Annotated in this window: 20 protein-coding genes, 2 rRNA genes and 1 pseudogene; 9 read left to right on the top strand and 14 right to left on the bottom strand. The window is 47.2% G+C overall.

The features are described from left to right. Nucleotides 1-66: 66 nt before the first annotated feature. The 5 genes from BMX82_RS00120 to BMX82_RS00100 all read left to right on the top strand — a co-directional run bounded on the left by BMX82_RS00120 (nt 67) and on the right by BMX82_RS00100 (nt 5,844). Nucleotides 67-360: an HU family DNA-binding protein gene (locus tag BMX82_RS00120; protein WP_255327777.1), complete on the top strand. Its 294-nt coding sequence runs from the start codon at nt 67-69 to the stop codon at nt 358-360. 262 nt (nt 361-622) lie between these two features. Further along, complete coding sequence (locus BMX82_RS00115; protein WP_036911874.1) at nt 623-2,197, top strand: Rne/Rng family ribonuclease; 1,575 nt, start codon at nt 623-625, stop codon at nt 2,195-2,197. Nucleotides 2,198-2,218: 21 nt separating this feature from the next. Beyond that, on the top strand, nt 2,219-3,403 hold the full coding sequence (locus BMX82_RS00110) for a glycosyltransferase family 2 protein (protein WP_091765037.1): 1,185 nt from the start codon (nt 2,219-2,221) through the stop codon (nt 3,401-3,403). 74 nt (nt 3,404-3,477) lie between these two features. Next, on the top strand, nt 3,478-4,734 hold the full coding sequence (locus BMX82_RS00105) for an ATP-binding response regulator (protein WP_051949769.1): 1,257 nt from the start codon (nt 3,478-3,480) through the stop codon (nt 4,732-4,734). 36 nt (nt 4,735-4,770) lie between these two features. Then, complete coding sequence (locus BMX82_RS00100) at nt 4,771-5,844, top strand: endonuclease/exonuclease/phosphatase family protein (RefSeq protein ID WP_091765034.1); 1,074 nt, start codon at nt 4,771-4,773, stop codon at nt 5,842-5,844. Between the two features lie 78 nt (nt 5,845-5,922). Here the strand turns inward: BMX82_RS00100 and BMX82_RS00095 are convergent, their stop codons facing one another. From BMX82_RS00095 to fabD, 3 genes and pseudogenes are all read right to left on the bottom strand, one after another. After that, nucleotides 5,923-6,396, bottom strand: a complete 474-nt coding sequence (locus tag BMX82_RS00095; protein ID WP_091765029.1) for a helix-turn-helix domain-containing protein — start codon at nt 6,394-6,396, stop codon at nt 5,923-5,925. 103 nt (nt 6,397-6,499) lie between these two features. Beyond that, a pseudogene (locus BMX82_RS00085) lies at nt 6,500-8,628 on the bottom strand (alpha-amylase family glycosyl hydrolase). Further along, the gene (gene fabD, locus BMX82_RS00080; protein ID WP_036911859.1) at nt 8,615-9,505 is read right to left on the bottom strand and encodes an ACP S-malonyltransferase; all 891 of its coding nucleotides are present in this window, start codon (nt 9,503-9,505) and stop codon (nt 8,615-8,617) included. Before fabD ends, BMX82_RS00085 begins: the two are co-directional and overlap by 14 nt. Before the next feature lie 216 nt (nt 9,506-9,721). Between fabD and BMX82_RS00075 the strand changes: the two genes are divergently transcribed. From BMX82_RS00075 to BMX82_RS00065, 3 genes are read left to right on the top strand one after another with little or no spacing between them, the layout of a single operon-like run. Continuing rightward, nucleotides 9,722-10,330 carry a thiamine phosphate synthase gene (locus BMX82_RS00075; RefSeq protein WP_036911858.1) on the top strand — a complete coding sequence of 203 codons (609 nt, stop codon included), beginning with the start codon at nt 9,722-9,724 and terminating at the stop codon, nt 10,328-10,330. A 41-nt stretch (nt 10,331-10,371) separates the two neighbouring features. Continuing rightward, the gene (locus tag BMX82_RS00070; RefSeq protein WP_036911857.1) at nt 10,372-11,310 is read left to right on the top strand and encodes a ribose-phosphate pyrophosphokinase; all 939 of its coding nucleotides are present in this window, start codon (nt 10,372-10,374) and stop codon (nt 11,308-11,310) included. Nucleotides 11,311-11,317: 7 nt separating this feature from the next. Beyond that, the gene (locus BMX82_RS00065; protein WP_091765026.1) at nt 11,318-11,884 is read left to right on the top strand and encodes a DUF4369 domain-containing protein; all 567 of its coding nucleotides are present in this window, start codon (nt 11,318-11,320) and stop codon (nt 11,882-11,884) included. A gap of 39 nt (nt 11,885-11,923) precedes the next feature. Here BMX82_RS00065 and glgP read toward each other — a convergent pair whose 3' ends face one another. After that, nucleotides 11,924-14,497 carry an alpha-glucan family phosphorylase gene (gene glgP / locus BMX82_RS00060; protein ID WP_091765024.1) on the bottom strand — a complete coding sequence of 858 codons (2,574 nt, stop codon included), beginning with the start codon at nt 14,495-14,497 and terminating at the stop codon, nt 11,924-11,926. 50 nt (nt 14,498-14,547) lie between these two features. Beyond that, on the bottom strand, nt 14,548-16,209 hold the full coding sequence (locus BMX82_RS00055) for a glycogen/starch synthase (RefSeq protein ID WP_091765021.1): 1,662 nt from the start codon (nt 16,207-16,209) through the stop codon (nt 14,548-14,550). A 138-nt stretch (nt 16,210-16,347) separates the two neighbouring features. Between BMX82_RS00055 and BMX82_RS00050 the strand changes: the two genes are divergently transcribed. Then, nucleotides 16,348-16,767 carry a hypothetical protein gene (locus BMX82_RS00050; protein WP_036911851.1) on the top strand — a complete coding sequence of 140 codons (420 nt, stop codon included), beginning with the start codon at nt 16,348-16,350 and terminating at the stop codon, nt 16,765-16,767. Here BMX82_RS00050 and BMX82_RS00045 read toward each other — a convergent pair. The 9 genes from BMX82_RS00045 to BMX82_RS00005 all read right to left on the bottom strand — a co-directional run. Beyond that, nucleotides 16,754-17,332 (bottom strand): M48 family metallopeptidase, encoded by a 579-nt coding sequence (locus BMX82_RS00045; RefSeq protein ID WP_091765019.1) that lies wholly within the window; start codon nt 17,330-17,332, stop codon nt 16,754-16,756. The genes BMX82_RS00050 and BMX82_RS00045 overlap by 14 nt on opposite strands. A 440-nt stretch (nt 17,333-17,772) precedes the next feature. Then, complete coding sequence (locus BMX82_RS00040; RefSeq protein ID WP_091765016.1) at nt 17,773-17,973, bottom strand: hypothetical protein; 201 nt, start codon at nt 17,971-17,973, stop codon at nt 17,773-17,775. Between the two features lie 135 nt (nt 17,974-18,108). Further along, the gene (locus BMX82_RS00035) at nt 18,109-19,683 is read right to left on the bottom strand and encodes an nSTAND3 domain-containing NTPase (RefSeq protein ID WP_143058273.1); all 1,575 of its coding nucleotides are present in this window, start codon (nt 19,681-19,683) and stop codon (nt 18,109-18,111) included. A gap of 107 nt (nt 19,684-19,790) precedes the next feature. Further along, nucleotides 19,791-21,098 carry a hypothetical protein gene (locus BMX82_RS00030; protein ID WP_143058272.1) on the bottom strand — a complete coding sequence of 436 codons (1,308 nt, stop codon included), beginning with the start codon at nt 21,096-21,098 and terminating at the stop codon, nt 19,791-19,793. Between the two features lie 1,110 nt (nt 21,099-22,208). After that, complete coding sequence (locus BMX82_RS00025; RefSeq protein ID WP_091765009.1) at nt 22,209-23,021, bottom strand: alpha/beta hydrolase; 813 nt, start codon at nt 23,019-23,021, stop codon at nt 22,209-22,211. A 57-nt stretch (nt 23,022-23,078) separates the two neighbouring features. Next, entirely contained in the window at nt 23,079-24,428 is a 1,350-nt protein-coding gene (gene hemG, locus BMX82_RS00020) for a protoporphyrinogen oxidase (protein ID WP_091765005.1), read from the bottom strand. 15 nt (nt 24,429-24,443) lie between these two features. After that, nucleotides 24,444-25,808: an oxygen-independent coproporphyrinogen III oxidase gene (gene hemN, locus BMX82_RS00015; protein ID WP_091765002.1), complete on the bottom strand. Its 1,365-nt coding sequence runs from the start codon at nt 25,806-25,808 to the stop codon at nt 24,444-24,446. Nucleotides 25,809-25,963: 155 nt separating this feature from the next. Then, a 5S ribosomal RNA gene (gene rrf, locus BMX82_RS00010) occupies nt 25,964-26,076 on the bottom strand. A gap of 80 nt (nt 26,077-26,156) precedes the next feature. Further along, nucleotides 26,157-26,250: ribosomal RNA gene (locus BMX82_RS00005) — 23S ribosomal RNA — on the bottom strand; the annotation flags it as partial.

Here is a 26,250-nt window from a genome sequence, read left to right as displayed (position 1 = left end):
AATCTACTGAAAATTAGTAACTTTGCAGTCCGAAATCCAAGAGATTCGGATTTTCACATTATTAATATATATAAGTATAGAAATATGACAAAGGCAGAAATCATCAACAAAATTGCTGAGGAGACCGGCGTGGCGAAAAGAGATGTTGCGACATCTGTAGAGGCCTTCATGGAGGTTATCCGCCAATCGCTCGCAGAAGACAAGGAGAATGTCTACCTGCGCGGCTTCGGCACATTCGTTGTAAAGCGCCGTGCCAGAAAGACGGCTCGCAACATCTCGAAAAACACAACGCTCGTTATTGAGGCTCACGACTTCCCCGCTTTCAAGCCCTCTAAGAGTTTTATCGAGAAAATGAAGTAATTACAAACATCAATAAAAACAATTAAGATTATGCCAAACGGAAAGAAAAAGAAGGGCCACAAGATGGCTACTCACAAGCGTAAGAAGAGACTGCGCAAGAATCGTCACAAGAGCAAGTAAAAAACAAGCTTGCCCCTCTGTGATGCAGAGAAAAGAAATGGAAGGAGTGTAACAGCCTATCCCTCAAATACGGAAGGCAGCACTCCTTTCTTGAGTTTTAACGACAACCTCTATTAGACGTTAATTTAGAAAGACAAAGACCATGACAAGTGAAGTAATCATTGATGTTCAACCGAAAGACATATCAATAGCACTGCTCGAAGACAAGCAACTGGTGGAATACCAGAAAGAGCAGCGCACGGTATCATATTCGGTTGGCAACATCTATGTGGCAAAAGTAAAAAAACTGATGCCCGGACTGAACGCATGCTTCGTCGACGTCGGCTCTGAACGAGTGGCCTTTCTGCATTATCTCGATCTGGGAAGTCAATTCAACTCTTATGAGAAATACCTGAAACAGGTAGTTAGTGACCGCAAGAAGCTCTACCCTATCCAAAAAGCAACTCTGCAGCCGAAACTGGAAAAAGAAGGGAGCATTGCCAACAAGTTGAAGGTTGGACAGGAACTGCTGGTACAAATTGTAAAAGAGCCTATCAACACCAAGGGTCCACGATTGACATGCGAACTGAGTTTCGCTGGACGCTATCTGGTGCTGATACCTTTTGAAGACAGCGTTTCCGTATCAACAAAGATCAAGCGTGGCGAAGAGAGAACCCGACTGAAACAGCTGATACAGAGTATTAAACCCAAGAACTTCGGTGTTATCGTACGTACGGTAGCCGAAGGCAAAAGAGCCGCAGAACTTGACGCAGAAATGAAGATACTGCTCAAGCGATGGGAAGATGCCATCACGAAAGTACAGAAAACTACAGAGCGCCCACAATTGTGCTTTGAGGAGGAAAGCCGCGCCGTAGCATTGCTCCGTGATTTATTCAACCCAACGTATGACGGTATCCACGTAAACGACAGCGGCATATATGAAGAAATAAAAAGCTACTTGGGACTGATTGCTCCCGAAAAGAAGGAGATTGTGAAACTGTACAACGGTACGGTACCTATCTTCGATAATTACGATGTAACCAAGCAGCTTAAGTCGGGCTTCGGCAAAACGGTAAACTACAAGCATGGTGCCTACCTTATCATAGAGAGTACGGAGGCTATGCACGTGGTCGACGTGAACAGCGGCACCAGAATCAAGAAAGAAAACAGTCAGGAGACCAACGCTCTGGAAACAAATCTAGGCGCTGCCGATGAGTTGGCACGTCAATTGAGACTGAGGGATATGGGCGGTATCATTATCGTGGATTTCATCGATATGAAACTACCAGAAGACCGTCAGCTACTCTACGAGCGTATGTGTAAGAACATGCAGAAGGATCGCGCCAAGCACAATATTCTGCCACTGTCAAAATTCGGACTGATGCAGATTACCCGACAGAGAGTACGCCCCGCTATGAGCGTGAATGTCGAAGAGACCTGCCCCACCTGTTTCGGAAAAGGAACGATCAAGTCAAGTATCCTCTTTACGGATACATTGGAGAGTAAGATTGACACACTGGTGAACAAGATCGGTATCCGCAAGTTCTATCTGCATGTACACCCCTACGTAGACGCCTACATCAACAAGGGCCTGTTCAGCTTAAAACGACAATGGCAATTGAAGTACGGAATGGGCGTAAGGGTAGTCCCATCGCAGAAGCTAGCCTTCCTACAATACGAGTTCTACGACAACAACCGGCAGTATATCGATATGCAGGAAGAAATCGAAACGAAGTAAGAATCCTCTAAAAAAGCCACTATGCTAACACTTAAAATCCTATTCTGGGCCATGCTGCTCATTGTATTCTACACCTATATAGGATATGGAATACTATTATATATTATCATTAGGCTGAAACGGCTCTTCAGGGGAACTCCCCTGAAGGCCGCAATGCCAAGTGATGAAGAACTTCCCACAATGACACTTATGATTTGTGCCTACAACGAGGAGGATGTGGTGGAAGAAAAAATGAAAAACACCTTAGAGATAGACTATCCGAAAGACAAATTCAGAATCATGTGGGTGACAGATGGCAGCAACGACCGTACAAACGAATTATTAAAGGCCTATCCTGAGGTGGACATCGTATTCAGTCCTGAGCGTCGAGGCAAAACAGCTGCATTAAAACACGGACTGAGGGAACTGCAGACCCGCTATGTCACTTTCACAGACGCTAATACGATGATTAATTCAGGAGCCCTGCGCGAGATTGCCCGCCAATTCAAGGATCCTACTGTTGGTTGTGTGGCAGGCGAAAAACGCGTTACCGCAAGAAAAGCGGGCGAAGCTGCTGCCGAAGGAGAAAGCCTGTATTGGCGTTATGAGAGTACACTGAAACGCTGGGATAGTGAGCTCTACTCGGCGATGGGGGCTGCTGGCGAATTATACGCCATCGATCCGACCCTGATTCGCGAAGTGCCCGACGAGGCATTACTCGATGATTTTATGATGTCGATGTATGTCGTCGACGAAGGGCATCGCATAGCATATACCCCTGATGCCTATGCTCAAGAGTATGGTTCGGCCAATATTTTTGAGGAGTCGAAGCGCAAACGCAGAATAGCCGCGGGAGGGCTTCAGAGTATCTGGTGGTTGCGCAGAATGCTGAATCCGCTGCGTCAGCCATTGGTAACATTTCAGTACGTCAGTCATCGTGTTTTGCGCTGGAGTGTGACCCCTGTGGCACTCGTCATTCTACTACTTGTAAACATTGCTCTTGTAGCTATGGAACCGTGTACATTCTACACTATCGCGCTTTGCTTGCAGTTTATATTCTATACCACATCTATAATTGGCTGGATATTAGATTATTATGGAAAGGAAAATAAACTACCTCGTATCATCTACTATTTTGTCTTTATGAACATCAACGTTTTTCGCGGAATGGCCTATCTGAGAACACATGGAAAGAGTGGAACATGGGAAAAAGCGAAAAGAAGTTGAAAAAAGTTTAAAAGAATTTTGGAATATAAAAAAAATGCATTATCTTTGCAGCAAGTTAGATACTAATACGGCCAATGGATAAAGACGAAAAGGAAATATTACTTCAGAAATTCGCAGATGCTAACAGACGCCTAATGCTGGCACAAGAACAATTGGCAGTAGCCAATCATAAACTGAAGGAATACGAGGAAAAAGCGCAGAAGGCTGAGAAAGCCAGCAAGATGAAGTCGCTTTTCCTCGCCAATATGAGTCATGAGATCCGTACACCACTTAACGCCATAGAAGGTTTCTCACGTGTGATTGCAGAAACCGACTCACAAGAAGATAGAATGAAATTCTTCGAAATCATCGAGAGCAATAACAACAGATTGATGAGCCTCGTCAATGAGATTCTCGACCTCTCGCGTGTGGAGTCTGGCGAAATTGTGATGAAAAAGACAAGAACAGACCTGAACGATTTGGGTGACAGCATAAAGAATATATTCAGATTCCGTTGCCCCGACACCGTAAAGCTCTCATTCAAGAAACCTTCAATGACGGTATCGTTCCATACCGACCCTAATCGTCTGACACAGGTATTCTCCAATCTCATCAGTAATTCGCTGAAGCATACTTCAAGCGGTAGCATCACCTACGGCTATCAATTACTCGATGATGCTAAGGATATCGAATTCTATGTAAAAGACACTGGTACGGGTATCGACCAAAAAGACTTGGAGCACATCTTCGAGACCTATGTTTCGCGCGATGCAGAAACAACGAACAACGGTTACGGACTGGGACTGCCATTATGTAAGATTATCGTAGAAAAACTGGGTGGTACTATCAGCGTAGAATCAAAATTGGGCGAAGGCGCTACGTTCAAGTTCAAATTCCCGTTTGAAGGTGCTATCGGAGGTGTGGATCGTAACAGGACAACAACGTCAACCAATGTACGCACCATCAGAGTGAGCGGGCGTCCAGACGACCTGACAAAGAAGACCATCCTGGTGGCTGAAGACGAAGACAGCAACTATGAGTTGGTTCGCATTGTATTACAGAAGCGTTACAGGCTGTTGCGTGCGCATAATGGTATTGAGGCAGTAACTATCAACGAGGACGAGAAACCCGATTTGATTCTGATGGACATACGAATGCCAGAGATGAATGGCCTTGACGCCACACGGATTATCAAAGAAGTGAACCCATCAGTGCCCGTTGTTGCACTGAGTGCCTATGCATTTGAAGAAAATATCCGTGATGCGAAAAATGCCGGCTGCGACGAGTTTATGCCCAAGCCCTTCAAGGTTGAAAGCCTAATTGAGTTAGTAAAGAAGTATCTCGACGAATAAAAGGAATTACACACATTTTACAACATTTTTCTGATTATGGGAAAACTTGCCGTACAAAAGTACTTTTCGTTCACGATTCTCATTATCACCGTAATGCTGATGATCTTTACGATCACAGGTTTATATGGCGGTGAAGTTAATCCTGCAGGCAATACGGCCCGAGCAATGTTAGTCTACGCTCTGCCGATACTGATCGTGGCCAATGTGATATTGCTAATCTATTGGTGTATTATGCGCCGTTGGCACTGGGCACTGATTCCACTGATTACCATACTATGCTGTATTCCTTATATAGGCACACTCTACCAGTTTGGAAAATCAGCAGAAGATGCGGAAGTTAAAAAGGGAATCAAGATTGCGACGTACAATGTAGCCATGTTCGGGCGAGAGACTTCCGGATTCATGGCACAGGACATTCTGGCTGAGATGAAAAAACAGAAGGTAGACATTGCCTGTATGCAAGAATACAACGACCAGAGCGGTGATCGCAAGAACTCCGACTCCTACAAAGAGTATTTCCCGTACATGGCTATTGGCGAGAGCGACATGGTAATATACAGCCGCTACCCTATCGTGAACCATAAGAACCTGAACTTTGAGATGACCAACAACAGTGCCATGTGGGCTGAGATAAAGGTGGATAATGAGATTTATCGTGTATACAATGCCCATCTGGAGACTACAGGTTTAAACCGTACGTTACATGGTGCAGCCAAGCTGGCGGCTCAAGGCATTGAGATAGAGAGCAACGCTGTCTTGAAAGCTATATATGGCAACTACACCATCGGCATGATAGCTCGCGCAGGTCAGGCAAATGTACTAGCCATGGACATGAGAGAGGCCGAGGTCCCCATCATCGTATGCGGCGACTTTAACGATGTTCCCTACTCTTATGTGTACAACACGATGCTGGGCGATAAAATCGACGGTTTCAAAGAGTGTGGTAACGGCTGGATGTACACTTTCCGCGGTGGTAATAAGAAGGTGCGTATCGACTATATCTTCCACGATAAAGCCCTCGAAGGACTGACCTACTATCGTAGAGATCTCACCTATTCCGACCACTACCCAATATTCATGAAGATAGCCACACCCTCAAAAAACGAGTAAATAACAAAGGATTATAAATACAAGAATCCCCATCCGTCTTTTTGCCGGATGGGGATTCTCTTACATATACATGTAATATTATGATTCTTTCTTTGTCACCTTCTTTTTCTTGGTCTTTGGCTTTACCATTGACGGATGCTGACGAAGGTGCTGTAAGCGATACTCGCGAGGTGTACAACCCATAAAACGGAAAAAAGAAGCATAGAACGACTGGCGATTAGCAAAACCCACCATATCGCTCACTTCCTCCATACGAAGATTCTGATAGCGTTTGTCAACAAGGATTGACATAGCTTCGTCAATACGATACTTGTTTACGAACGATGTGTAGTTCATGTGGAAACGAACATTGACAACAGCAGAAATATAACGGGTGTTGGTTCCGATATCCGTAGCCAGTTCCTTAGCTGAATAATCTTTGTCACGATACTTCTTCTGCATCACGATAATGTTCATTATTTTCTCCTGCATCTCGTCCATCATACTTGGACTTACAAGGCCTCTGTAAGCAGCCACCTTTTCCTTTTTTTCTATAATATTATACTTTGCCATAATCTAGTTATATCAATTAGAGCGCAAAATTACACAAATTCTGCGAGAAACGCCCATAAATCAGAAGAAAGTTATCTAAATTAACAGTATTTTTATGTGACTTTTAAACAATCTTAAACCGAACGCGGAAAGAGCGTTCCTGTTCGTCCCAGTTTGTACCCAACATTTCAAAACGACCTATCTGAGATGTTGAGCGTACATGTCTGCCAATACAGGGACATACATCGTAATTCCCGATACGTACCAAACGAATGGTGTCAGACACATCTTCTGGCAAACGAGCTGGGTCGATTTCCTCGGGTAAATCGTCAATCGAAACGAATTCGAAGGTTACAGGCAGATCCTCATCAATCAGTTCGTTCATTTTCTGTTCAATCTCCCTCTCTTCCTGACGCGTCGGTTTGTGATCAAGATGAAAACTCATCTTACTTTTCTTACGCTCAATATGAGCATTGAAAGAGCGCTCGCAACCAAAAAGACGAATCATGGTTTGGTTCAGCAGGTGCTCAGCCGTGTGTGCGGGTGGGAACTCTTCTTTATGATGTTCGTTTAAGATATAGTCGGCCATTGTTTTTAAGATTTGAATTTCAAGACTATGACACCATGCGGTTCAAGATCGACAGAAATGTAGCAGTCTCGATAAAGTTGTCGTTTAAGTTCCCTGCCACTAATCAAATCGGTCATACTGACACTCTTTTTTTCTTTCAGTTTCAGGAAGTCGAAAGCATGGGCTGGTATGGTGACATCCATCGTTGTAGGCAGAGCATCGAAATTAGCCACCACAAGTAGCACTTCGCCCGCAGCCTTTCTCAGGAAAGCATACTGACGCTGATACTGTCCATTGACATACATGAGATCAAAAGAAGCCCCTTCGGCTACGGCTTTCTCTGTAGCGGCAATGTTCATCACCTTATCATATACGTCCTTGAGGGCACGTTCTTCCTTGGTAAGTTTTCGACCAGCGGCACGCACCAGAGTATCGATACTCCAATAATCGAATATCGTAGTACGACCATCCAACCCGCTAAAGCCTTCTTTATCCATCGCTCGTTCGCCATATTCCTGACCAGCGTAAATCATAAGCGGATTCTGCTGAAGCAGAGCAGAGACCACAAGTCCGGGAACACCCTTCTGTCCACTGCCCGCAAAGAAATCACTGGCAATGCGCTGTTCGTCATGATTTTCCAGGAAATAAAGCATGTGCTGACGGATATCATCCGTCTGTTGCCAGGCAGATGTTATAGCCTGAACAGGCCGCTGTCCACAAATAACCTCTCGGACTGTATCATACATCCCCACCTTGTCATATAGATAATCGAAGCCTGCGCCTATATAGTTGCGATATTCACCAGGATTATAGACTTCGCCGATGAAGACGATATCCGGATAGCGGAATTTCACCTTATCAGTTGCCCACCGCCAAAAATCGGCAGGCACCATCTCGGCCATATCACAACGGAAGCCGTCGATACCCTTTGACGCCCAGAAAAGCAGAATCTCAGTCATCTTGTCCCATGTATCAGGAATGGGTTTAAAGTGACCGACACGACCTGCGTAGTAGTCAAGTCCATAGTTCAGCTTCACGGTCTCATACCAATCATTCACGCCAGGGGCATTGTGGAAACAGTCGTTGCCCGTAGCCTTGGCGGGCTCTTCATCATAGGGCTCCTTTTCACCATGATAAAGATCAAAATATGGTGTAAAGCGCTGTCCCGGACAATAATAGAAATTGTTCTGAGGCGAAAAGCCCTGCTGAGGGTCATCGTCCTCGCCAAGATCCCTCACTCCTTCAGGCTTACAGATTGAATGATATTGACGTGCAACATGATTAGGCACAAAATCGATTATCACCTTCATGCCAGCCTTATGAGTGCGCTCAACCAACTGTTCGAACTCCCGCATACGTTTGTCAACGTCGACAGCCAGATCAGGGTCGATATCGTAATAGTCGGTAATCGCATAGGGAGACCCCGCCTTACCCTTCACAACGGCAGGGTGCTGGCGTGGAATGTCAAAAGAGGAATAGTCGGTTTGGGTGGCATGTCGAATGACACCTGTATACCAAATATGGCTCACGCCCATTTCCCTGATTTTTTTCAGGGCACTGGGCGTGAAGTCGTTCAGTTTTCCGCAACCGTTCTCGGTTAATGTACCATTCTCTTTCCGAGTGATGTTCCTATTTCCGTAAAGTCGCGTAAAAACCTGATAGATAATTATCTTATTCGATGCCATGGGCAGCCACTTCCTTGTTAATCTTAACGATCATACCTTGAAGAGCCTTACCAGGACCACATTCAGTAAAGTCGTCAGCACCATCGGCAATCATATTCTGAACACTCTGAGTCCAGCGTACAGAAGAAGTGAGCTGAGCAATAAGATTTGCCTTGATTTCAGCGGGATCAGTATGAGGCTTAGCATCTACATTCTGATAAACAGGGCACTTTGGAGTCTTAATCTCGGTAGCTTCGATGGCAGCCTGAAGCTCATCCTTAGCAGGCTGCATCAGAGGAGAATGGAAAGCACCACCGACCTTAAGCACGAGGGCACGCTTAGCACCAGCGGCCTTAAGCAGCTCACAAGCCTCATTGATGGCATCAACATTACCAGAGATAACCAGCTGTCCAGGGCAGTTATAGTTTGCGGGAACGACAACACCCTTACCCATCTTGCTAACCTCGGCACAAACCTCCTCTACCTTCTCATCAGGCAGGGCGATAATGGCAGCCATCGTTGAGGGCTGAGCCTCACACGCCTTCTGCATAGCCATAGCACGAGCATATACAAGCTTAAGACCATCCTCGAAAGAGAGGGCACCAGCAGCAGTCAGAGCAGAGAACTCGCCAAGAGAGTGACCGGCAGTCATCTTGGGATCAAAGGCATCACCCATGCAAAGGGCTGAGATAACGCTGTGAAGGAAAACTGCAGGCTGAGTAACCTTAGTCTGCTTCAGCTCATCATCAGTACCTGCGAACATGATATCGGTAATGCGATATCCAAGAATGTCGTTGGCTTTCTCGAAAAGTTCCTTGGCAAGGGGATTGTTATCATACAGATCCTTACCCATTCCTACGAACTGTGCTCCCTGTCCGGGAAATACAAATGCTTTCATTTTTTCTTTTTATTTTTGAGTTATGATTTACATTATCGATTCACATAGCACCCTGCTTACTTTCATCCTTTTGTTGTGTAATTGGGTCGTTTCGAGATGCAAAATTACGATATTTTTCTGAAAAATGCACCTAGTATGCCATTTTTTTGATGAAAGTAGGTCGAATATCGAAAAAAATGTGTAAGTTTGCACGTCAGAAAGAGAATAAATGCCGAAATGAAGCTTATTGTAATGACAAAACCCACCTTCTTCGTGGAAGAAGACAAGATCTTGGCCGACCTTTTCGACGAAGGGTTAGAAAGCCTGCATCTCTATAAGCCAGGAGCATCGCCGCTATACTCGGAACGACTGCTTACACTGCTGGGCGACAGTTATCGCAACAGAATCACAGTGCATGGCCACTTCTACTTAAAAGAGGAATACCGCCTGAAGGGCATTCATATAGACGACGCCCGTACCGAACCACCTACGGGATACAAAGGAAACATGTCGCGCACCTGCCACCAGATTGACGAGCTGAAAGAAGCAAAGAAAAACGCCAACTACGTCTTCCTGCACTCCATCTTCGACAGTCAGACCAATGCCGACGAGAAGGCTTCGTTTACGATGGACGAGCTGAGACAAGCCACCAAAGAGGGGCTTATAGATAAAAAGGTGTATGCGCTGGGAGGTATGAACCTCGACACCATCAAGGCTGTTAAGGATCTGGGATTCGGTGGTATCGTCATCTGTGGCGACTTGTGGAACAGATTCAACATACACAACGAAATCGACTACAAGGCCCTGCTGAGCCATTTCGGCAAGCTGAGAAAGGCGATTGAATAGGTATTGTAGCTAGAATATATAAGACAACTTAAATAAATATTATGCCAGAAAAAAACTCTTATATGGTATTCTCGGGAACAGCCACGAAATACCTGGCAGAAAGAATCTGTCAAAGTCTTGGCTGCCCGTTGGGACAACTACAAATTACTAAATTCTCCGATGGAGAGTTTGCTGTGAGTTACGAGGAGAGCATCCGTGGTCGCGACGTATTCCTTGTGCAGAGCACATTCCCCAATTCAGACAACCTGATGGAGCTGTTGCTGATGATCGACGCAGCCAAGCGTGCCTCGGCTCGAACCATCAACGCCGTTATCCCCTACTTCGGATGGGCTCGTCAGGATCGTAAAGACAAACCCCGTGTAAGCATCGGTGCCAAGCTCGTAGCCGATTTGCTGAGCGTGGCAGGAGTGAACCGTGTGATTACAATGGACTTGCATGCCGACCAGATTCAGGGATTCTTCGACGTACCTGTAGACCATCTTTACGGTTCGGGTGTCATCATGCCCTACCTGAAGAGTCTGAAACTCGAAGACCTGGTCATCGCATCACCCGACGTTGGTGGTTCGAAACGTGCCAACACCTATGCTAAGTATCTGGGCTGTCCGCTCGTACTCTGCAACAAGACCAGAGCACGTGCCAACGTAGTAGCCACCATGCAGATTATCGGTGAGGTAGAAGGCAAGAACGTGGTAATCATCGATGATATGGTAGATACCGCAGGCACCATCACCAAGGCCGCCGATCTGATGAAAGAGGCTGGTGCCAAGACCGTCCGTGCTTGTGCTTCACACTGTGTAATGAGTGGTCCTGCCAGCGACCGTGTGCAGGAGTCGGCTCTCGAGGAGATTGTCTTCACAGACTCTATCCCTTACACACAGCGCTGCGCTAAGGTTAAGCAGCTGTCGGTAGCCGACATGTTTGCCGAGGCCATCCGTCGTGTCATCGACAACAAGAGCATCAGCGACCTCTACATTATTTAATAATATAATGGAACTGAAGTCTATAGTTGGGCTGGCAGCAGCAGGCTTTGTGCTTGCTTCCTGCCAGCCCAACTCTTATCAGATAAACGGCTATGCCCGACAGCTGCATGAGGGCGACACCATCATCCTGGCACTTGACGATCAACCAGAGCATGTGCTGGCCTCAACGACGGTGAGCGAAGGAAAGTTCTGGTTCGAGCGGCAGCTCGACAACAGTGCCCCTTGCAGAGTCTATGCGAAACAACAGCCAGAGTGTTCTGCCTTTTTCTTTCCAGATCAGGGAACGGTGACGATAGATCTCAATCTGCCCCCTACTCCTTCTGTTGTCTCAGGCACAAAGCTGAACAACGAGTGGCAACAGCTCAACGACTCCATCCAGCGACTGGGCATGAGGCTCATCAGCATAGCCGAGAAGCAAGACGGCGACTCTGCAACCCACCTTTCCCGCCTTGCAACAATCGACAGTCTGCATCGCACCATGTCTGCCTGCATCCGTAATACGGCACAAGCGAATAAAGACAATCCGTTAGGGAAATACATCCTTGAAAACTATAAAGAGCCCGAGTTCAAATAAGACCCCGGGCTCTTCATTTATATCAACACCTTCGCCTTCTTAGAAGTTAGGAAGCTCCAGCCATTTCACGTAGCAGAAGTCCTGACGGTGAGGCAGGTTCTTGTTCTTAGGATACATACGAACAGCACTCTTGTAAGAGCCAAACTGCTTCGGTGTCAGATCAGCTTCGAATGTGTAGTTGTTGCCATCATGACCAGTCATTGGCAGAGGCTCAACATTGAATACACACTCCTCACCCTCTTTATTAGTATAGAGGTTAACCTTCTCCAAAGCAACGGCATCCTCAAGTCCCTGCTCGTTGATGACATACTTCAGGTGATAGTTTCTACCAGCCTCGCAGCCTTCTGCGGGGAAGTTCCACTCAGCCGATACCACATCGATAGCATCCCAACGCTCAGCAACAGCCTCCTTCCACAGAGCGATATCCTTAGCCAGCTTATAGTTGTCCTTAGAAATCTCGTGGAAACGCTTAGCCTGCTTGTTGTAGAACTTCTCATAATAGTCGTCGAGCTGACGCTTCATCGTATAGTGAGGAGCAATCTGAGCGATAGAGTTCTTAATCACCTTAATCCAGCCCTTAGAGAGACCCTTCTTGTCCTTATCATAGTAGAGAGGGATAATCTCGTTCTCAAGCAGGCTGTAGATTGTAGCTGCATCCAGACGGTCCTGGTAGCCCTGGTTCTGATAAGTACGTTTCTCGGTAAGAGCCCATCCGGCACCCTCACGATAGCCCTCAAGCCACCAACCGTCTTTTACGCTGAGGTTTACAACACCGTTCATCTCAGCTTTCTCGCCAGATGTACCAGAAGCCTCAAGAGGACGTGTTGGAGTATTCATCCAGATATCGACACCCGATACCAGACGACGAGCCAGCAGGAAGTCGTAGTCCTCAAGGAAGATAACCTTACCCAGGAACTCAGGACGCTGACTGATCTCGTAAATCTTCTTGATAAGTCCCTGACCTGCGCCGTCAGCGGGGTGAGCCTTACCAGCGAAGAGGAATACGACTGGACGCTCAGGATCGTTAACGATCTTGCTCAGACGGTCGAGATCGGTAAACAACAGGTGAGCACGCTTGTAGGTAGCAAAACGACGGCAGAAGCCGATTACCAGAGCGTTTGAGTTGAAGAGGCTCAGCAGGCTAACCACACGTGAGGGGTCGCCCTGATTCTTCAGCCAAGTCTCACGGAACTGCTCCTTGATGTAGTCGAACAGTTTCTTCTTCAAAGCCATACGAGTGGCCCAGATCTCCTCGTCAGGACAGTTATAGATACCATGCCAGATCTCTTCGTTCGACTGGTCGCTCATGTGCTTCTCGTCGAAGTACTTGGCATAGAGTGAACGCCACTCGGCAGCACACCATGTGGGGAAGTGCACACCATTGGTCACATAGCCAACGTGGTTCTCCTCAGGATAGTAGCCGTTCCAGATAGGAGCAAACATCTTCTGAGACACCCATCCGTGAAGCTTTGACACACCATTTACCTCCTGACAGGTATTGCATGCGAAGGTCGACATGCAGAATCGCTCACTGTGATCATTGGGGTTGGTACGGCCCATGCCGATAAACTCGTCCCATGTGATGCCCAGCTTCTGAGGATAACCACCCATATACTTGCCGAAGAGGCCTTCGTCGAAATAGTCGTGGCCAGCAGGCACTGGCGTATGAACGGTGTAAAGACCGCTGGCGCGAACCAGCTCCATAGCCTGGTTGAAGGTCATGCCGTCTTCCTCGATATAGTCGCACAGGCGCTGCAGGTTGCAGAGTGCAGCGTGGCCCTCGTTGCAATGATAGATATCCTTCTTGATGCCCAGCTTCTTCAGCAGCAGCATACCGCCGATACCCAGCAGGATCTCCTGCTTCAGGCGGTTCTCCCAGTCACCGCCATAGAGGGCGTGAGTGATGGGCTTGTCGAAGTCAGAGTTCATCTCGTTGTCGGTATCAAGCAGATAGAGTTTCACACGACCCACATTGACACGCCACACATAGGCATGAACCTGATAGTTGGTATAGGGGACGTCGATAACCATCGGATTGCCGTCCTTGTCGAGCTGACGCTCAATAGGCAGGCTGCCGAAGTTCTGAGTCTCGTAGTTGGCAATCTGCTGTCCGTCCATCGAAAGGCTCTGTGTAAAGTAGCCGAAACGATAGAGGAAACCAACGGCACACATATCTACGTTAGAGTCAGAAGCCTCCTTCACGTAGTCGCCAGCCAGCATACCAAGACCGCCACTGTAGATCTTCAGGGCAGAATGGATACCATACTCCATACAGAAATAAGCCACAGAGGGGCGCTTTGAGTCGGGCTCCACGTCCATATACTTGCGGAACAAGCTATAAACGTTCTTAATACGCTTCATCAGCGCCTTATCATTCATGATTTCCTCCTTGCGGGCAAAACTCAGACGCTCTAACAGCATCACGGGGTTGTGCTTAACTTCATGATAAAGCTCGGGATCCAGGTCGCGGAACAAGTCGCGCGCCTCAAAATTCCATACCCACCACATGTTGTGGGCAATCTCGTCCAAACACTTTAGTTCCTCAGGAAGACTTGACTTCACGGTCAACTCCTTCCAGAGAGGGGCATTTGCATAGTCTGCTTTTATTTTCATAATTCTCTCAAATTAATATATTCAAAACCTTTTCTGTAAATATTTCACTGTTATTTGCTCTTTCTCTCCTCAGCCTTGCTGAGCGCGATGTCGTAAGCCTCATAGTAGTACTTGATAAACTCACTCCACAGCGCCTTCTTCGAAAGCGCGTCGGCATTCTTACGGCACGCGTCGACCTCTTTCCTGGTCATAGCCGAGAACTCAGCCACCGTGTCCTTGATGATATCAGCCACCTCAGAATAGTTATAGTCTGTGCGATGAATCACCTTCACGCCGTCGGTTATCTGGCCGTCCTTGCCAAACACACTGTTAGCCCAGAGGCCGAAACCTGCCAGGTCGGTCGTAATACAAGGCACCTTGAAGGCCACAGCCTCAAGCGGGGTATATCCCCAAGGCTCATAGTACGAGGGATAGATGCAGAGGTCGTTTCCCAGCACCACGTCATAATAAGTAAGATCTACGATACCGTCATTCCCGTCGAGATAGCAAGGCAGGAAAATCACCTTCACATTATCCTCCTTACGATTATGCATATCGTAGTATTTCAGCATACCGAGCACGTTATCGTGGCTCATGTTGTGAAGCCAGTGCGTCACCTGGGGCACGTCCAGCGGCGTGTCGTATTTCTTACCGCTCTTCAGTCGCTCCTGCAGATCCTTACGGGGCTCCCCTACCCATCCGGGTACCTCAATGAAAGCCACCACCTTCTTCTTCAGGTCGCGATCGCGCAGTAGTCGGTTCATCGCCTCTACAAACACGTCGATACCCTTATTGCGGAACTCATAGCGCCCCGATGTCGAGATGAGCAGCGTATCGTCGTCCAGCTCCTCGCCCAGCAGCGCATTAGCCACCTCGAGCATCTTTCTGCGGGCCGCGTTGCGCTTACGGGTGAACTTCTGGGCACTGGGCACGAAACTGTTATCAAAGCCATTGGGCAGCACCACGTCGACGGGTTTATCAAGCAGTTCTACACACTCCTTGGCGGTAATGTCGCTCACCGTTGTGAAACAGTCCACGTATTGAGCCGTCTGCTTCTCTATCGAGTGTTTCGACTGCATGTTCAGCTCGCCCGCCATCTGGTCGCCATTATAGGCAAACAGATAGTCGTAGAGAGGCTTCATGTTACCAGCTATCGAGCGGCCTATACTTGTGGCATGGGTCGTGAATACAGTGCCTACCTGAGGCAACTTGTTGTTGATATACAGCGCTCCGAGGCCACACATCCACTCGTTGGCATGATAGACCACCTTCTGTGAACTGTCGAGATATTGGTTATAGAAACTCTCCACAACCAGAGCGGCTGCATACGAGAACATCGAGGCCTCGTCGTAGTCGCCATAGGCATGCAACGAGTCTACGCCGTAGTTCTCCCACAGCCAACCGTATATTTCGTTCTTCTTTTCGAAGTACGGATTGAAATCAACCAAAATCGCGATTGGTTCGCCAGGCACCGTCCAACGGCCTACCCTTACCTTGAGTCCCTGCAGTCCGGCCTCCGATTGCCAATCAGCAAAGAGAGCCTTGTCCTCTCTGAAATAAGGACTTTCCTGTTCTTTCCAAAAGTCAGGACCAATGAATATGATCTTATCCTGGAGTGCCTCCTGTAGAGTCTTGGCACGTGTCGAAAGGACCGTATATATTCCACCAACCTTATTGCAGACTTCCCAACTTGACTCAAAGATGTAGTCTGGCACTAACTGCTTTCTTGTCATGTAATACTAACTAATTCGCAGCAAAGATACTTAAATATTTCTAAAATCGGCAAAGATATCGCAATTTATTTTAATGAAATAAGAGAAATATTGATATAGATTATTAACTTTGTCATCAATTTAGAAAATGCGTTGAATATGAATAAGTTAATAGCTATAGCCCTCCTCGGCCTCTCCAGCCTTGCACTCAGGGCACAAACCAACTGCGACGATTTCCGTGCAAACCTTTATAACAGCGACTATCAGCTGCTTCTGCACATCGACTTCTGCGATGAGAGCATTACCATTCCCGGACAAGACCTTTACGGACAAGTGCCTGGCTATGTGGGCAAGAAGAACAACTCCTACTGCTGGATCATCACCTCAGCTGAGGTCAAGGACAAGACAGCCCACCTGTCGCTCATCAACGATTACGGCAGCGAAGACTTCACCGCCACCCTTACACAGAAAAACGATTCCGTCTATATTTTTCAATACACAGACGGCAGCACATTCAAGATGCCTAACAACGGCAAGTGGCAGAAATATCCCAAGAAGCTGGAGTTCAAGCGTCAATAGTGTCAGCCCCTTCTCTTGGCGCTTTGGTTCTTAATCGCATTTCCTTGCGCGCCTCTTTCCAGCGGGGGTAATACCTATCCATCAACGCATGGAAACGCCCATTATGACTCGGTTCCAGCAGATGGCAAAGCTCGTGCACCACGACGTGCTCCACACACCATTCCGGCAACAGCAGCAGATAGAGCGAGAAACAAATTTCGCGTGTCCTCACATTACACTGTCCCCAACGGGAGATGGTAGGTTTGTAGCAAACCATAGAAGGACTGACACCCATCTCCTTAGAATGTCTCTCCACCATCGGTTCTACCAAGGTTTTCAGCCTCGTCATAGCCTCGACCTTCTGAGCCTTCGTCGCCAACGGCAACTGACTATAGAACTCCGCCCGTTTCTGATGTTTCTCACAGGTTCTCTTTCTGGCCTTGTCTATCCAGTCACGATGCTGTTCAATGAAAGCCTCCACCATCCTTCTTGGCAATCCTACAGGCGCCGACACGTGCACATCGCCATTCTTCACGATGCGCATCGACAGCCTGCTCGTTCTCCTGTATGTCACCTCTATTGCCATACCCCATTCCAAGTCCTAAACGCCAACCTATCCGTGTCGTTTGTTCCAATAGATATAGCCACCTATGGCCACTAACACAATGACAGCTATCACATGTAATAAATCCATATTATATCCTTTTATCGGTTTATTCTTTATTTCAAAATACAAAGGTAGTCATTATTTCCCAAATAGGAAAGCATTTGAAGAAAAAACAAAGAATAAGTTTCGTCATATTAAGGATTTGTTATGATTCATCCTATTCCTACATCAAGCCATAACTCTACTGTAATACCCATACATCTTTATTTTTTGCAGATATATTATAAGGGGAAAGGACAACAAGAGAACAGCAGCAGTTGCCGATAACGATCGGTCACGTGGCGGAGGTTGTGGCGGTGGCAGCGGCGATATGATTTGAACGTTATAAAGGTCTAAAGAAAAATCCCGAACCTCTTATATTATAGGTTCGGGAGATATTTTTTATGCTTGACAGTGTATCCGGGGTATGTCACGTCGCCCTCGCAGATTGAATTCAGGAATCCTTTCTTCTTCGGATTCTCTCCTTTCTGTGCATTTCCTGAATTCGTCAGACCTGCTATCAGTCCGATTGTGACTCCTGCTAATATGAATACCATTGTTGTCATATTCTTCCCATCCATTCTTTTCAATCAATTGATAAATAGTTTTTATTAAAACAGATTGTACATCTTCCAATCTTTCTTTCTGCATACGAAACAATTGTCGAAATTAATAATCATTAAAAACTTCTAGTGTCCCCAATTCAAGAATCATCTTTAACGATTTCTCATTATTACTGTTGCTTGGGGAGTTATTGAAATTCCCAATGCATTTAAAACATGCATAGATGCAGATAAAATATATGTTGACCAATCCAATAGTTCTATATAATTATCTTTCTTCATGTGTACTATTTCATTAACACTTTCAATCTCACCATAAACATCATACCATTTCCAGTCTGGCAATAGTTTCTTCAGCGATTCCACTTTCTTAAATTCTTCATCACATTCTCCCTGATCAGAAAAACCGCTGATTTCTGACTTCAAATCATCATCAAGCTTATCATAAAATGAATCGTTTAGAACTTCGTCCTCCACGTTCAAATCTTTTACAGTTTCCACCAACTCTATCCATTCATCCGTGTCAAGTGTTTCGTTCTCTATGATGGTTGGAATATACCCGTCTGCTCCCCTAAACATATGATTCCAATCCAGCAGATTCATCAGCCCGATTCTATGCTTTAGTTTTACAGTTTGCCAAGTCAACTCGTCCGCATTGTACAGTTTCTCCGCAAAACCGCTATACTGCTTGCAGAAAAATGGATATTTCGTTTTGAAGTCATATAATATTCGTGTCTCTACGAAATCATCCCTTTCCGCATCATAAAAGATACGATCCTTCAACTGACATGTTCTTCGCTCATTCCATATCCTTTTAAACGCGGTTTCTATCACTGGGAACGAATCTTCGTCAACATACACAAGGTTCTTCCGTACAGCAAAATCCCGATTGTCAGAGAACACATTATACAATTGCTCTATAAAGCAAGCGCCTCTGATAATCTGCAAGGCCGTTGTCGTATTTTGGTTAAGATAAAACACGATGAAGTCTGCTATTGATGGGTTATACATCGTCACCAGTTTGCTGCCATTACGGTTATCTATCTTCAAAAAACAGTTCATCAGTACTTTCAGCGACAGCCTCCATTTGACATCGTCATATTTCAGTCCCAACTCCAGACTGGTTAATGCACAGAACTGCCTATATCCCTCCTGAAAATCATCCAATCTTACGTGGCTTCCCATCGTTCCAAGCACAAGCAGGGTATATCTCGTCTCAACATCCAGTTTCTCAAAAGCAAACTGCCATACGCTAATCGGGTTATCAAAAAATTCCTTGACCTTGTTTGCAAATTCATTCGGATCTATGGTTTCCCATATCTGCTCTTTAATAATCGATTCAATGACTCGTGGATTAAAGTTCTGATGACTAATGATAGCATGATAGCCACGCTTATCCAAAAATACGTCAACATATTCACTAGGTATGTCAGCCTCGGCTAAGTGATTATACAGTATTCTTGCTCTGATAGTCTTCGTATAATATTCTAATTCTATCGTACATTTGGCTATGTCGATATTGCTCATCGACAACTTTTCATAGTGTGCCTTGGCTTCCGATAACACATACTCACGTGTCGATAAGATAAACAACGTGTGCTTACTGTTCCTGACTTTATCTATAAACGTAATGAGTTTGTTCTCAAAACTGACCGACTGCTGGACGAAAGAATTGGCTCCCAAGAAATCATCAAAGAAAGGATCATGGGGACAGGTTTTGACATCCAAAAATGAGTTTCTATCTCATCACTAATTGTGATGACATCTATCTGCCGGAAGATAAAAAAATGGCTCAGGGGAAATCCTTGAGCCATTATTTTGATGAGGGGTATTGATTAGAAAGCGAGGACGGCGCGGACGTACCAAGGATTGCTCGTGAATCCGAAAGACGCCGAGGCGTCGGTGAAATCCACGCGAGCGCCTTCCTCACATATATAGCGATCAGACATCAGGATGCCTCCGGCGGCGTCCAACGCCGACTGAAGACCGCTGCAATCGATCGAACCGCTGGGAGAGTCGGTGTATGTCCAGTTGCTGCCGCATCCGATGAAAAGATACTGCCAGTCCTTGCGCGACGGCAATCTCCAGGTGCCGTCCGGGACGGCGTCCTTTGCGGCACAAGCCGCTGTAGCCGCACTCAATTCCATTTTCGCCTTGCCATTCTCGTCATCCAGAGCGACGGCAACGCCATGCGTGCAGTCCGATTCATCCCCCACATAGCCGATCATGGCCACGCCGGAGGTGCCGAAGGCCGTTGCTATGTCGGCATTCGGATAGATGTTACCGTCGGCACCAACCAACTGGCCGATATCGTCTGCCACGGCGTTTGTGATGGCTGCCGACGTCAGGGCGAGACCGGTGGAGGTGTACGTAGTGCCGGAAGCCAGCGTGACGCTCGCCGCCGTTTTGCGATAGACACCCAGGTCGGTCTGGGCAATGACGCTGACGGGCTGGCCATTGATGATGTCGCCGTACATGGCCACATAGATGTTGTCCAGCGACGTGGGGGTGACGGTGTATGTCATGCTGTTGGCGGGGAAGTTGACGACGAGTTTCGTGATGGCGCTGGTGATGTCGCTCGAGCCGTCGGTGAACGAGAACTTCCAGATGCACATGGCAGGCATCATCGTCACGGTAGGCAGGGTGACTTCCGAATCGAAGACGAACATTGTCTCTGTGCCGGAGATGGCGGCGAAGTTGGCGTTGATGTCGTCCAGGGTACCTATCTGGGCGTCGTAGGGATCCTTCGGGTTGTTGAAGAAGCCGGCGGGGTAGCCGAAGCTGATGCTACCGCCATTCTTCGGGTTGGTCAGCGTCAGCGAGATCGTGGCGGCCTTCGTTGTGGGATCGACGGCGGTTACCGTTGCCGTAGTCTCTTCCGGGGCATCGCCGATGTTGGTGTACAGCACCCAGATCTGGTCGCCCACCTCCCACGCTGCGCTGATGGAGCCGTCTTCGTTGTCGGTCATCGTGCTGCGGGTCCCGACCCCGCCCTTCGGCGAGAGCGTGGTGGTAACGGTATAGGTTCGTGACTGTGCAGGCTGTTCTGCTGTTGTAAGCTCGTCTTCATTCGAGCAGGCAGTCCACGTGGCAGCCGTCAGTGCGAGGGCCGCCATCCAAATGATATGCTTCATTGTTTTCATCTTCTTGTCGGTTTTATGGTTAAGGATTAAATGGGTCGCCGCCACCAGGATAACCGGGCATTGCGGGCGCATCGCCGCTCGTCATGAGTATCCCTGTCTGTTGCAGTTTTACGACTTGCATCGTCGGTTTCTCGTAATTTTTCTGTTTCATTTTTTAAGTAATTATTTTATTCAATCCGGGGACAAAGGTAATAATTTTCGCCGAAACGACCAAAGGAAACAACACTAAATACAAGCCTATAAACAAAAAAGTTACCTAATAATCCTAAATTCCGCAGCACTTTAGTTTAACTATCTTTATAAGTTCCTGAGCAACAAAAAGTTGCCAAGGATTTCGTCATGTCAGATTTTTCACTTACCTTAGTGCTGCATTTAACTACAAGCAAAATCATCAATGACATGGCAAAGGTAAGCATAAAATCAGAGAAAATCACTCCTTTTTGAAGTATAATTCACGTAAAAGTGATTTGGAAAGGGTTCAGGAAAGCTGCTATCATCCAGCTTATAAGCGATAGGGAAATAAAGAGCCATTAGTGGTTTGTGTTCTGGTTACGATTTGGCAACCTAACTCCTTCACCAACCCTCCCCAATTTGCTTTAATCCCCAATTTGAACTTCCTCGTTCTTCCCCGTCTTGCCTTTATTTCAGGCCGAATTGCGTTATTCTTCCAAAATCGCTTTCTATTTACAAACTTTTTTCGTATCTTTGCATCGTCAAGCGGTTGAGATGTCGGCTGGTGAGCCTTCCTTCAGGTTGAGCGATGCGGTCTCAATCGCTTTTTTGTGCCTTAATCAGTTATCTCCATGAGTCGTAAAGATAATCTGAACGACCCATAAAGACTATCCGAACAAGGAATAGATGACATGTCTGTCTTTTGAATGCTTATAAACTAGGAGTTAGGATAGTCCAAAGTGGGAGTTTGGACGAACCAAACCAGGAGTTTGCTTACTAGAAACTCCTGGTTTTTAAGAAACACCTAACCACCTAACCCGGCAGAGAGGCAATATGCTGAAAAACAAGAACTTACGTTTTGAGAAGGTATTCCAACACCTAACCCAACACCTAACCTACTCCTAACCCTACTATTCTGATATTTTTAAATTTATCAGATTAGGGATTAACGGGTTCACCAAGCATCTGCTTGATGTGGGTGTCGAGGATGTGGAACGAGGGATCTACCATACCGCCATGCCCATGTCCGTCGATCTCATAAAGATAGGTCTGCTTATGTCCCACGAGTTTCATCATGCGAGCCAGATACTGGTTTTCGTCGTAACGCCCATAGAGTTCCAGCTCTCTATCGCCACAGATGAGTACCAGAGGGGGACAGTCGGGGCGTACCCAATAGAGGGGCGCATACTCGTCGATTGTCGGCTGTAATGGATTGATACCCTGCATCTTACGTACATTATAATGAGTGATTGCTTGACCGCTGAAAGGGATATACTGCCACACGCTGTCGGCATCGATACCATAGCCCTTCAACCAGGCTTTATTAAGACAGAGCATCATAGACAGATAGCCGCCAGCAGAGTGGCCCGTGACCACAATCTTGCGAGGATCGCCACCATAGTCCTTCGCATGGCGGAACGCCCAGGCCACGGCCTCGGCAGCATCGTCGAGTGTCTTGTCAACGGTGACATTAGGAAGCAGGCGATAGTTGGCGCCTACCACGACATAGCCTTTCTCCTTCAGTCTCTGGGGAATTTCCTTCTGGCCGCCCTCGAGTCCGCCTCCATGAAACCACACGATGACGGGGCAGTCGGTCAGGTCTTCTGGATAATACACATCGAGCTTCAGGCGCTCCTTGGCATAGGCATCGCTCTTCGACGTGAAACTGACATTGCTCACACTCTTATAGGTCTGTGCAGTAACGGTGAGCACCATCATCAGCTGCACGATACAAATAGTTAGTTTTTTCATTTTTACCTTATTAGTTTTAGTTTCGACTGCAAAGATAGGATTTTTCCGCGACACAACCTAAAAAAGGGCGGCAATTTCTGCACCTTGGTGGATACGATTGCCCATGCCTATGCCATCGCGCAAGTTACCTGCCAGAATAAGACCGGGATACTGCTGCTGCAGACGGTCGACGGCCTCGAAGCGGGCGCCGCTGTCGACACCGTACTGGGGAATGGCATGCTCGTGGCGGAAGATACGTATCATGTCGGGCTCGACGCCAATGGGATATTTCAGCATAGAATGGAAAGCGTCGACCACAATGGCACGAATTTCTTCATCGCTCTTACTGAGATAGTCGGCATGACGAGCACCTCCCATGAAGTAGGAATAGAGCGCCCCACCCTCGGGAGCTCGCTCTACGAAACACTCTGAGGGGAACAGGATACCCAACACGCGCTGTTGCTCCTTGCTGGGAACAAGACCGCCAAAAGCGGGATAAACAAGACCGAATGCATGGCGGATGCCTACGCAAACCTGAATGACGGGCGCATAGTAGAGCTGGCTGATAGGACGAAGGTCGTGGTCTGGGACAAAGGGGAGCATCTGGGGCAGTTCGTAAGCACCGACTGTCGTGATGACGTGGTGGCAGCGAATTTCGTGGACACCGTTATCAAACGTAACCTTCCACCAGCCTTGCGACTCGGGATTGATTCGTATATCTCTGGCATTCAGTATGATATCAATATTTTCAGCCAAGGCTTCGACTAAGTGTTCAAGCCCGCCTCTGGCTGAGAACACTTTCTTTGTCACCAGGCGATCGCGGTCGGTCTTAGGCTCTTTTGCCTTTGCCATTGCACCACGTATAAAACTACCATAGCGAGCTTCGAGGTTGTAGAGCTTAGGCAGGGCGTAGCGGGTGGTGAGTTTCATCGGGTCACCAGCATAGACACCTGAGACAAAGGGATCGACGGCATATTCGTAGAATGAACGGCCCAGACGGCGCTGAGCGAGTGAGCCCACAGGCTCGTCGGGGTCGGTACCTTTCTTGCGCCAAGGTTCACCGAGAATGCGGAACTTATCACTCAGCGTGAACAGCGGTGTCGTGATGGCACTCAGCGGACCTGAAGGCAGGGCGTGAAACTTGTTGCCTTTCCAGATAAGTCGGCGCTTGGACGACTCGCGTGCTGTCTCCATCTCGCATTGACCTTCCAAGTTCTGAAACAGTTCTGTAACTTCAGGAAAAGATACGACACCTGTATTAGGACCGCTCTCGAAGGTAAAGCCGTCTTCACGATGTGTCCGTATCTGTCCGCCAATGCGGTTCTCTTTTTCCAGAACAAGCACATCTCGTCCTTTCTGTCTAAGATTAAAGGCTGTACTGAGTCCTGTCAGACCTGCGCCGACAACAACTATATCACGTTCTTGCATATATTTCTTTTTCTATTATATTGGTTTTGAAAATTGTTTATCAGTATTACGCATCAGCGGGTCAAGAGCTGCAGCCACACAACGCACAAACGGGCGTCCGTCGGTATGCACTTCAATATGATCGGCATCGAAGCTAAGCAGTCCGTCGGCGGCCATTTCAGCAAATTGTGTCTTGTCGAACAGACAGGCTTCTTGAAGCGACTCGACGCTAACACCGAGGCGATCAGCCACATCATTCCAGTAGAGAACATAATTACACATCAGGGCTTCAATCACCTCACGCACCAGTTTCTCCTGAGCCGACAAGCGGTAACCTCGCTGGGTATACAGATGCCCCTGACCTATCAGATCAATATACTCACGGAGGTCGCGACCATTCTGTGTATAGGCATCGTCGAGCTGGCTGATGCCTGTTACGCCAAAAGCATAGACCTGAGCGGTGGTGCGGCGTGTGCAATAGCCTTGAAAATTGCGATGCAACTGTCCCTGAGAGAGAGCTACAGCCAGTTCGTCAGTAGGTAACACGAAGTGGTCGAGTCCAACAGGCTGATAGCCAACCGATTTCAGGACCTCCGCAGCAATCTCATACATCCGGTTCTTTTCTGAATCTGAGGGCAACCCTACTCTGTCGAGAATCTGCTGGCGTGGGAACAAACGGGGTAGATGTGCGTATGAGAAGGTGACAAGACGATCGGGGCGCAAACGTGCAGCCTCAATAATGGTTTGGCGGAAATTCTCAGCCGTCTGCAACGGCAGTCCGTAGATGAAATCGAAATTGACAGTAGCACCTGAATCGCGTAGAATCTGCAAGATATCATCTACGGGCAGCAAAGAGTTTCGACGATTAACCGTCTTCAACACTTCAGTGTTAAAATCCTGAATACCAAGGCTATAACGGGTAAAACCACATTCTGTGAGCTGGTGCCAATCGTCATCTGACAAATAGCCCGGATGGCACTCAATGGCAATCTCTGGGCGCTCGATGGTTGGCGCAATAGAAAGCAGATGCTCGTTCAGTTCACGTATCATCCTCACGGGTAATGCCGTTGGACTACCACCACCATAGTGTATCTGAGAAATCAAGCGGTCACGATGAATATGCGGTGCTACCATGTCTATCTCGCGATGTAGGGCATCCACATAAGCCTGCACCAGTTCCGGCTTTCCCATCGGATAAGAGTTACACCCACAATAATGGCACAAATGGCGACAAAAAGGGATGTGGAGATAGAAAGATATCTGATTCTGACGGGCCTCGTTTGAACAATCTACCATAGAGAGATAGTCTGTTTCGGAAAAAGCACCGAAATAGTTGGCTGGCGGATAACTGGTGTATCGTGGCACAGGACGATTATATTTCTGGATAATATCTGAATGCATACTGCTTTTTGTTTTTGCGTGTGCAAAGGTAACATTTTCATTCTGTTTACGCAATCCACATTTATATGGATTTTATCAAACAAAAAACAAGTCTTGGATACAATAATACAAACGAAAGAGCCCTGAACCTTTTCGGATTCAGGGCTCTCAAATAAAAGTGGCGGCTTCCTACTCTCCCGCATTGCATTGCAGTACCATCGGCGCAGGCGGGCTTAACTTCTCTGTTCGGAATGGGAAGAGGTGGGACCCCGCTGCAATAACCACCTGATATGGGTATTGACACTGTCGACACAAGAAACCTCAGTAGAAGCCCGTTTCAGAAACAACTACATCTGATAATATCAGCATACAGCGAAAGATCTCGGGCAATTAGTAGTGCTCGGCTTTGACGTCACCGTCTTTACACCTGCACCCTATCAACGTCATCGTCTATGACGACCCT

Source organism: Prevotella sp. khp7, from assembly GCF_900109055.1.
Taxonomy (GTDB): Bacteria; Bacteroidota; Bacteroidia; order Bacteroidales; family Bacteroidaceae; genus Prevotella.
This window is presented reverse-complemented; position numbering and strand designations above follow the sequence as displayed.

What these genes read in the sequence shown, in the direction of transcription:
- BMX82_RS00100 (WP_091765034.1), top strand. Translation starts at nt 4,771, where the DNA reads ATGGGAAAACTTGCCGTACAAAAGTACTTTTCGTTCACGATTCTCATT.
- BMX82_RS00070 (WP_036911857.1), top strand. Translation starts at nt 10,372, where the DNA reads ATGCCAGAAAAAAACTCTTATATGGTATTCTCGGGAACAGCCACGAAA.
- BMX82_RS00065 (WP_091765026.1), top strand. Translation starts at nt 11,318, where the DNA reads ATGGAACTGAAGTCTATAGTTGGGCTGGCAGCAGCAGGCTTTGTGCTT.
- BMX82_RS00025 (WP_091765009.1), bottom strand. Translation starts at nt 23,021, where the DNA reads ATGAAAAAACTAACTATTTGTATCGTGCAGCTGATGATGGTGCTCACC.
- BMX82_RS00050 (WP_036911851.1), top strand. Translation starts at nt 16,348, where the DNA reads ATGAATAAGTTAATAGCTATAGCCCTCCTCGGCCTCTCCAGCCTTGCA.
- BMX82_RS00030 (WP_143058272.1), bottom strand. Translation starts at nt 21,098, where the DNA reads ATGAAAACAATGAAGCATATCATTTGGATGGCGGCCCTCGCACTGACG.
- glgP (WP_091765024.1), bottom strand. Translation starts at nt 14,497, where the DNA reads ATGAAAATAAAAGCAGACTATGCAAATGCCCCTCTCTGGAAGGAGTTG.
- BMX82_RS00075 (WP_036911858.1), top strand. Translation starts at nt 9,722, where the DNA reads ATGAAGCTTATTGTAATGACAAAACCCACCTTCTTCGTGGAAGAAGAC.
- BMX82_RS00040 (WP_091765016.1), bottom strand. Translation starts at nt 17,973, where the DNA reads ATGGATGGGAAGAATATGACAACAATGGTATTCATATTAGCAGGAGTC.
- BMX82_RS00095 (WP_091765029.1), bottom strand. Translation starts at nt 6,396, where the DNA reads ATGGCAAAGTATAATATTATAGAAAAAAAGGAAAAGGTGGCTGCTTAC.
- BMX82_RS00115 (WP_036911874.1), top strand. Translation starts at nt 623, where the DNA reads ATGACAAGTGAAGTAATCATTGATGTTCAACCGAAAGACATATCAATA.
- BMX82_RS00105 (WP_051949769.1), top strand. Translation starts at nt 3,478, where the DNA reads ATGGATAAAGACGAAAAGGAAATATTACTTCAGAAATTCGCAGATGCT.
- BMX82_RS00055 (WP_091765021.1), bottom strand. Translation starts at nt 16,209, where the DNA reads ATGACAAGAAAGCAGTTAGTGCCAGACTACATCTTTGAGTCAAGTTGG.
- BMX82_RS00045 (WP_091765019.1), bottom strand. Translation starts at nt 17,332, where the DNA reads ATGGCAATAGAGGTGACATACAGGAGAACGAGCAGGCTGTCGATGCGC.
- hemN (WP_091765002.1), bottom strand. Translation starts at nt 25,808, where the DNA reads ATGCATTCAGATATTATCCAGAAATATAATCGTCCTGTGCCACGATAC.
- hemG (WP_091765005.1), bottom strand. Translation starts at nt 24,428, where the DNA reads ATGCAAGAACGTGATATAGTTGTTGTCGGCGCAGGTCTGACAGGACTC.
- fabD (WP_036911859.1), bottom strand. Translation starts at nt 9,505, where the DNA reads ATGAAAGCATTTGTATTTCCCGGACAGGGAGCACAGTTCGTAGGAATG.
- BMX82_RS00110 (WP_091765037.1), top strand. Translation starts at nt 2,219, where the DNA reads ATGCTAACACTTAAAATCCTATTCTGGGCCATGCTGCTCATTGTATTC.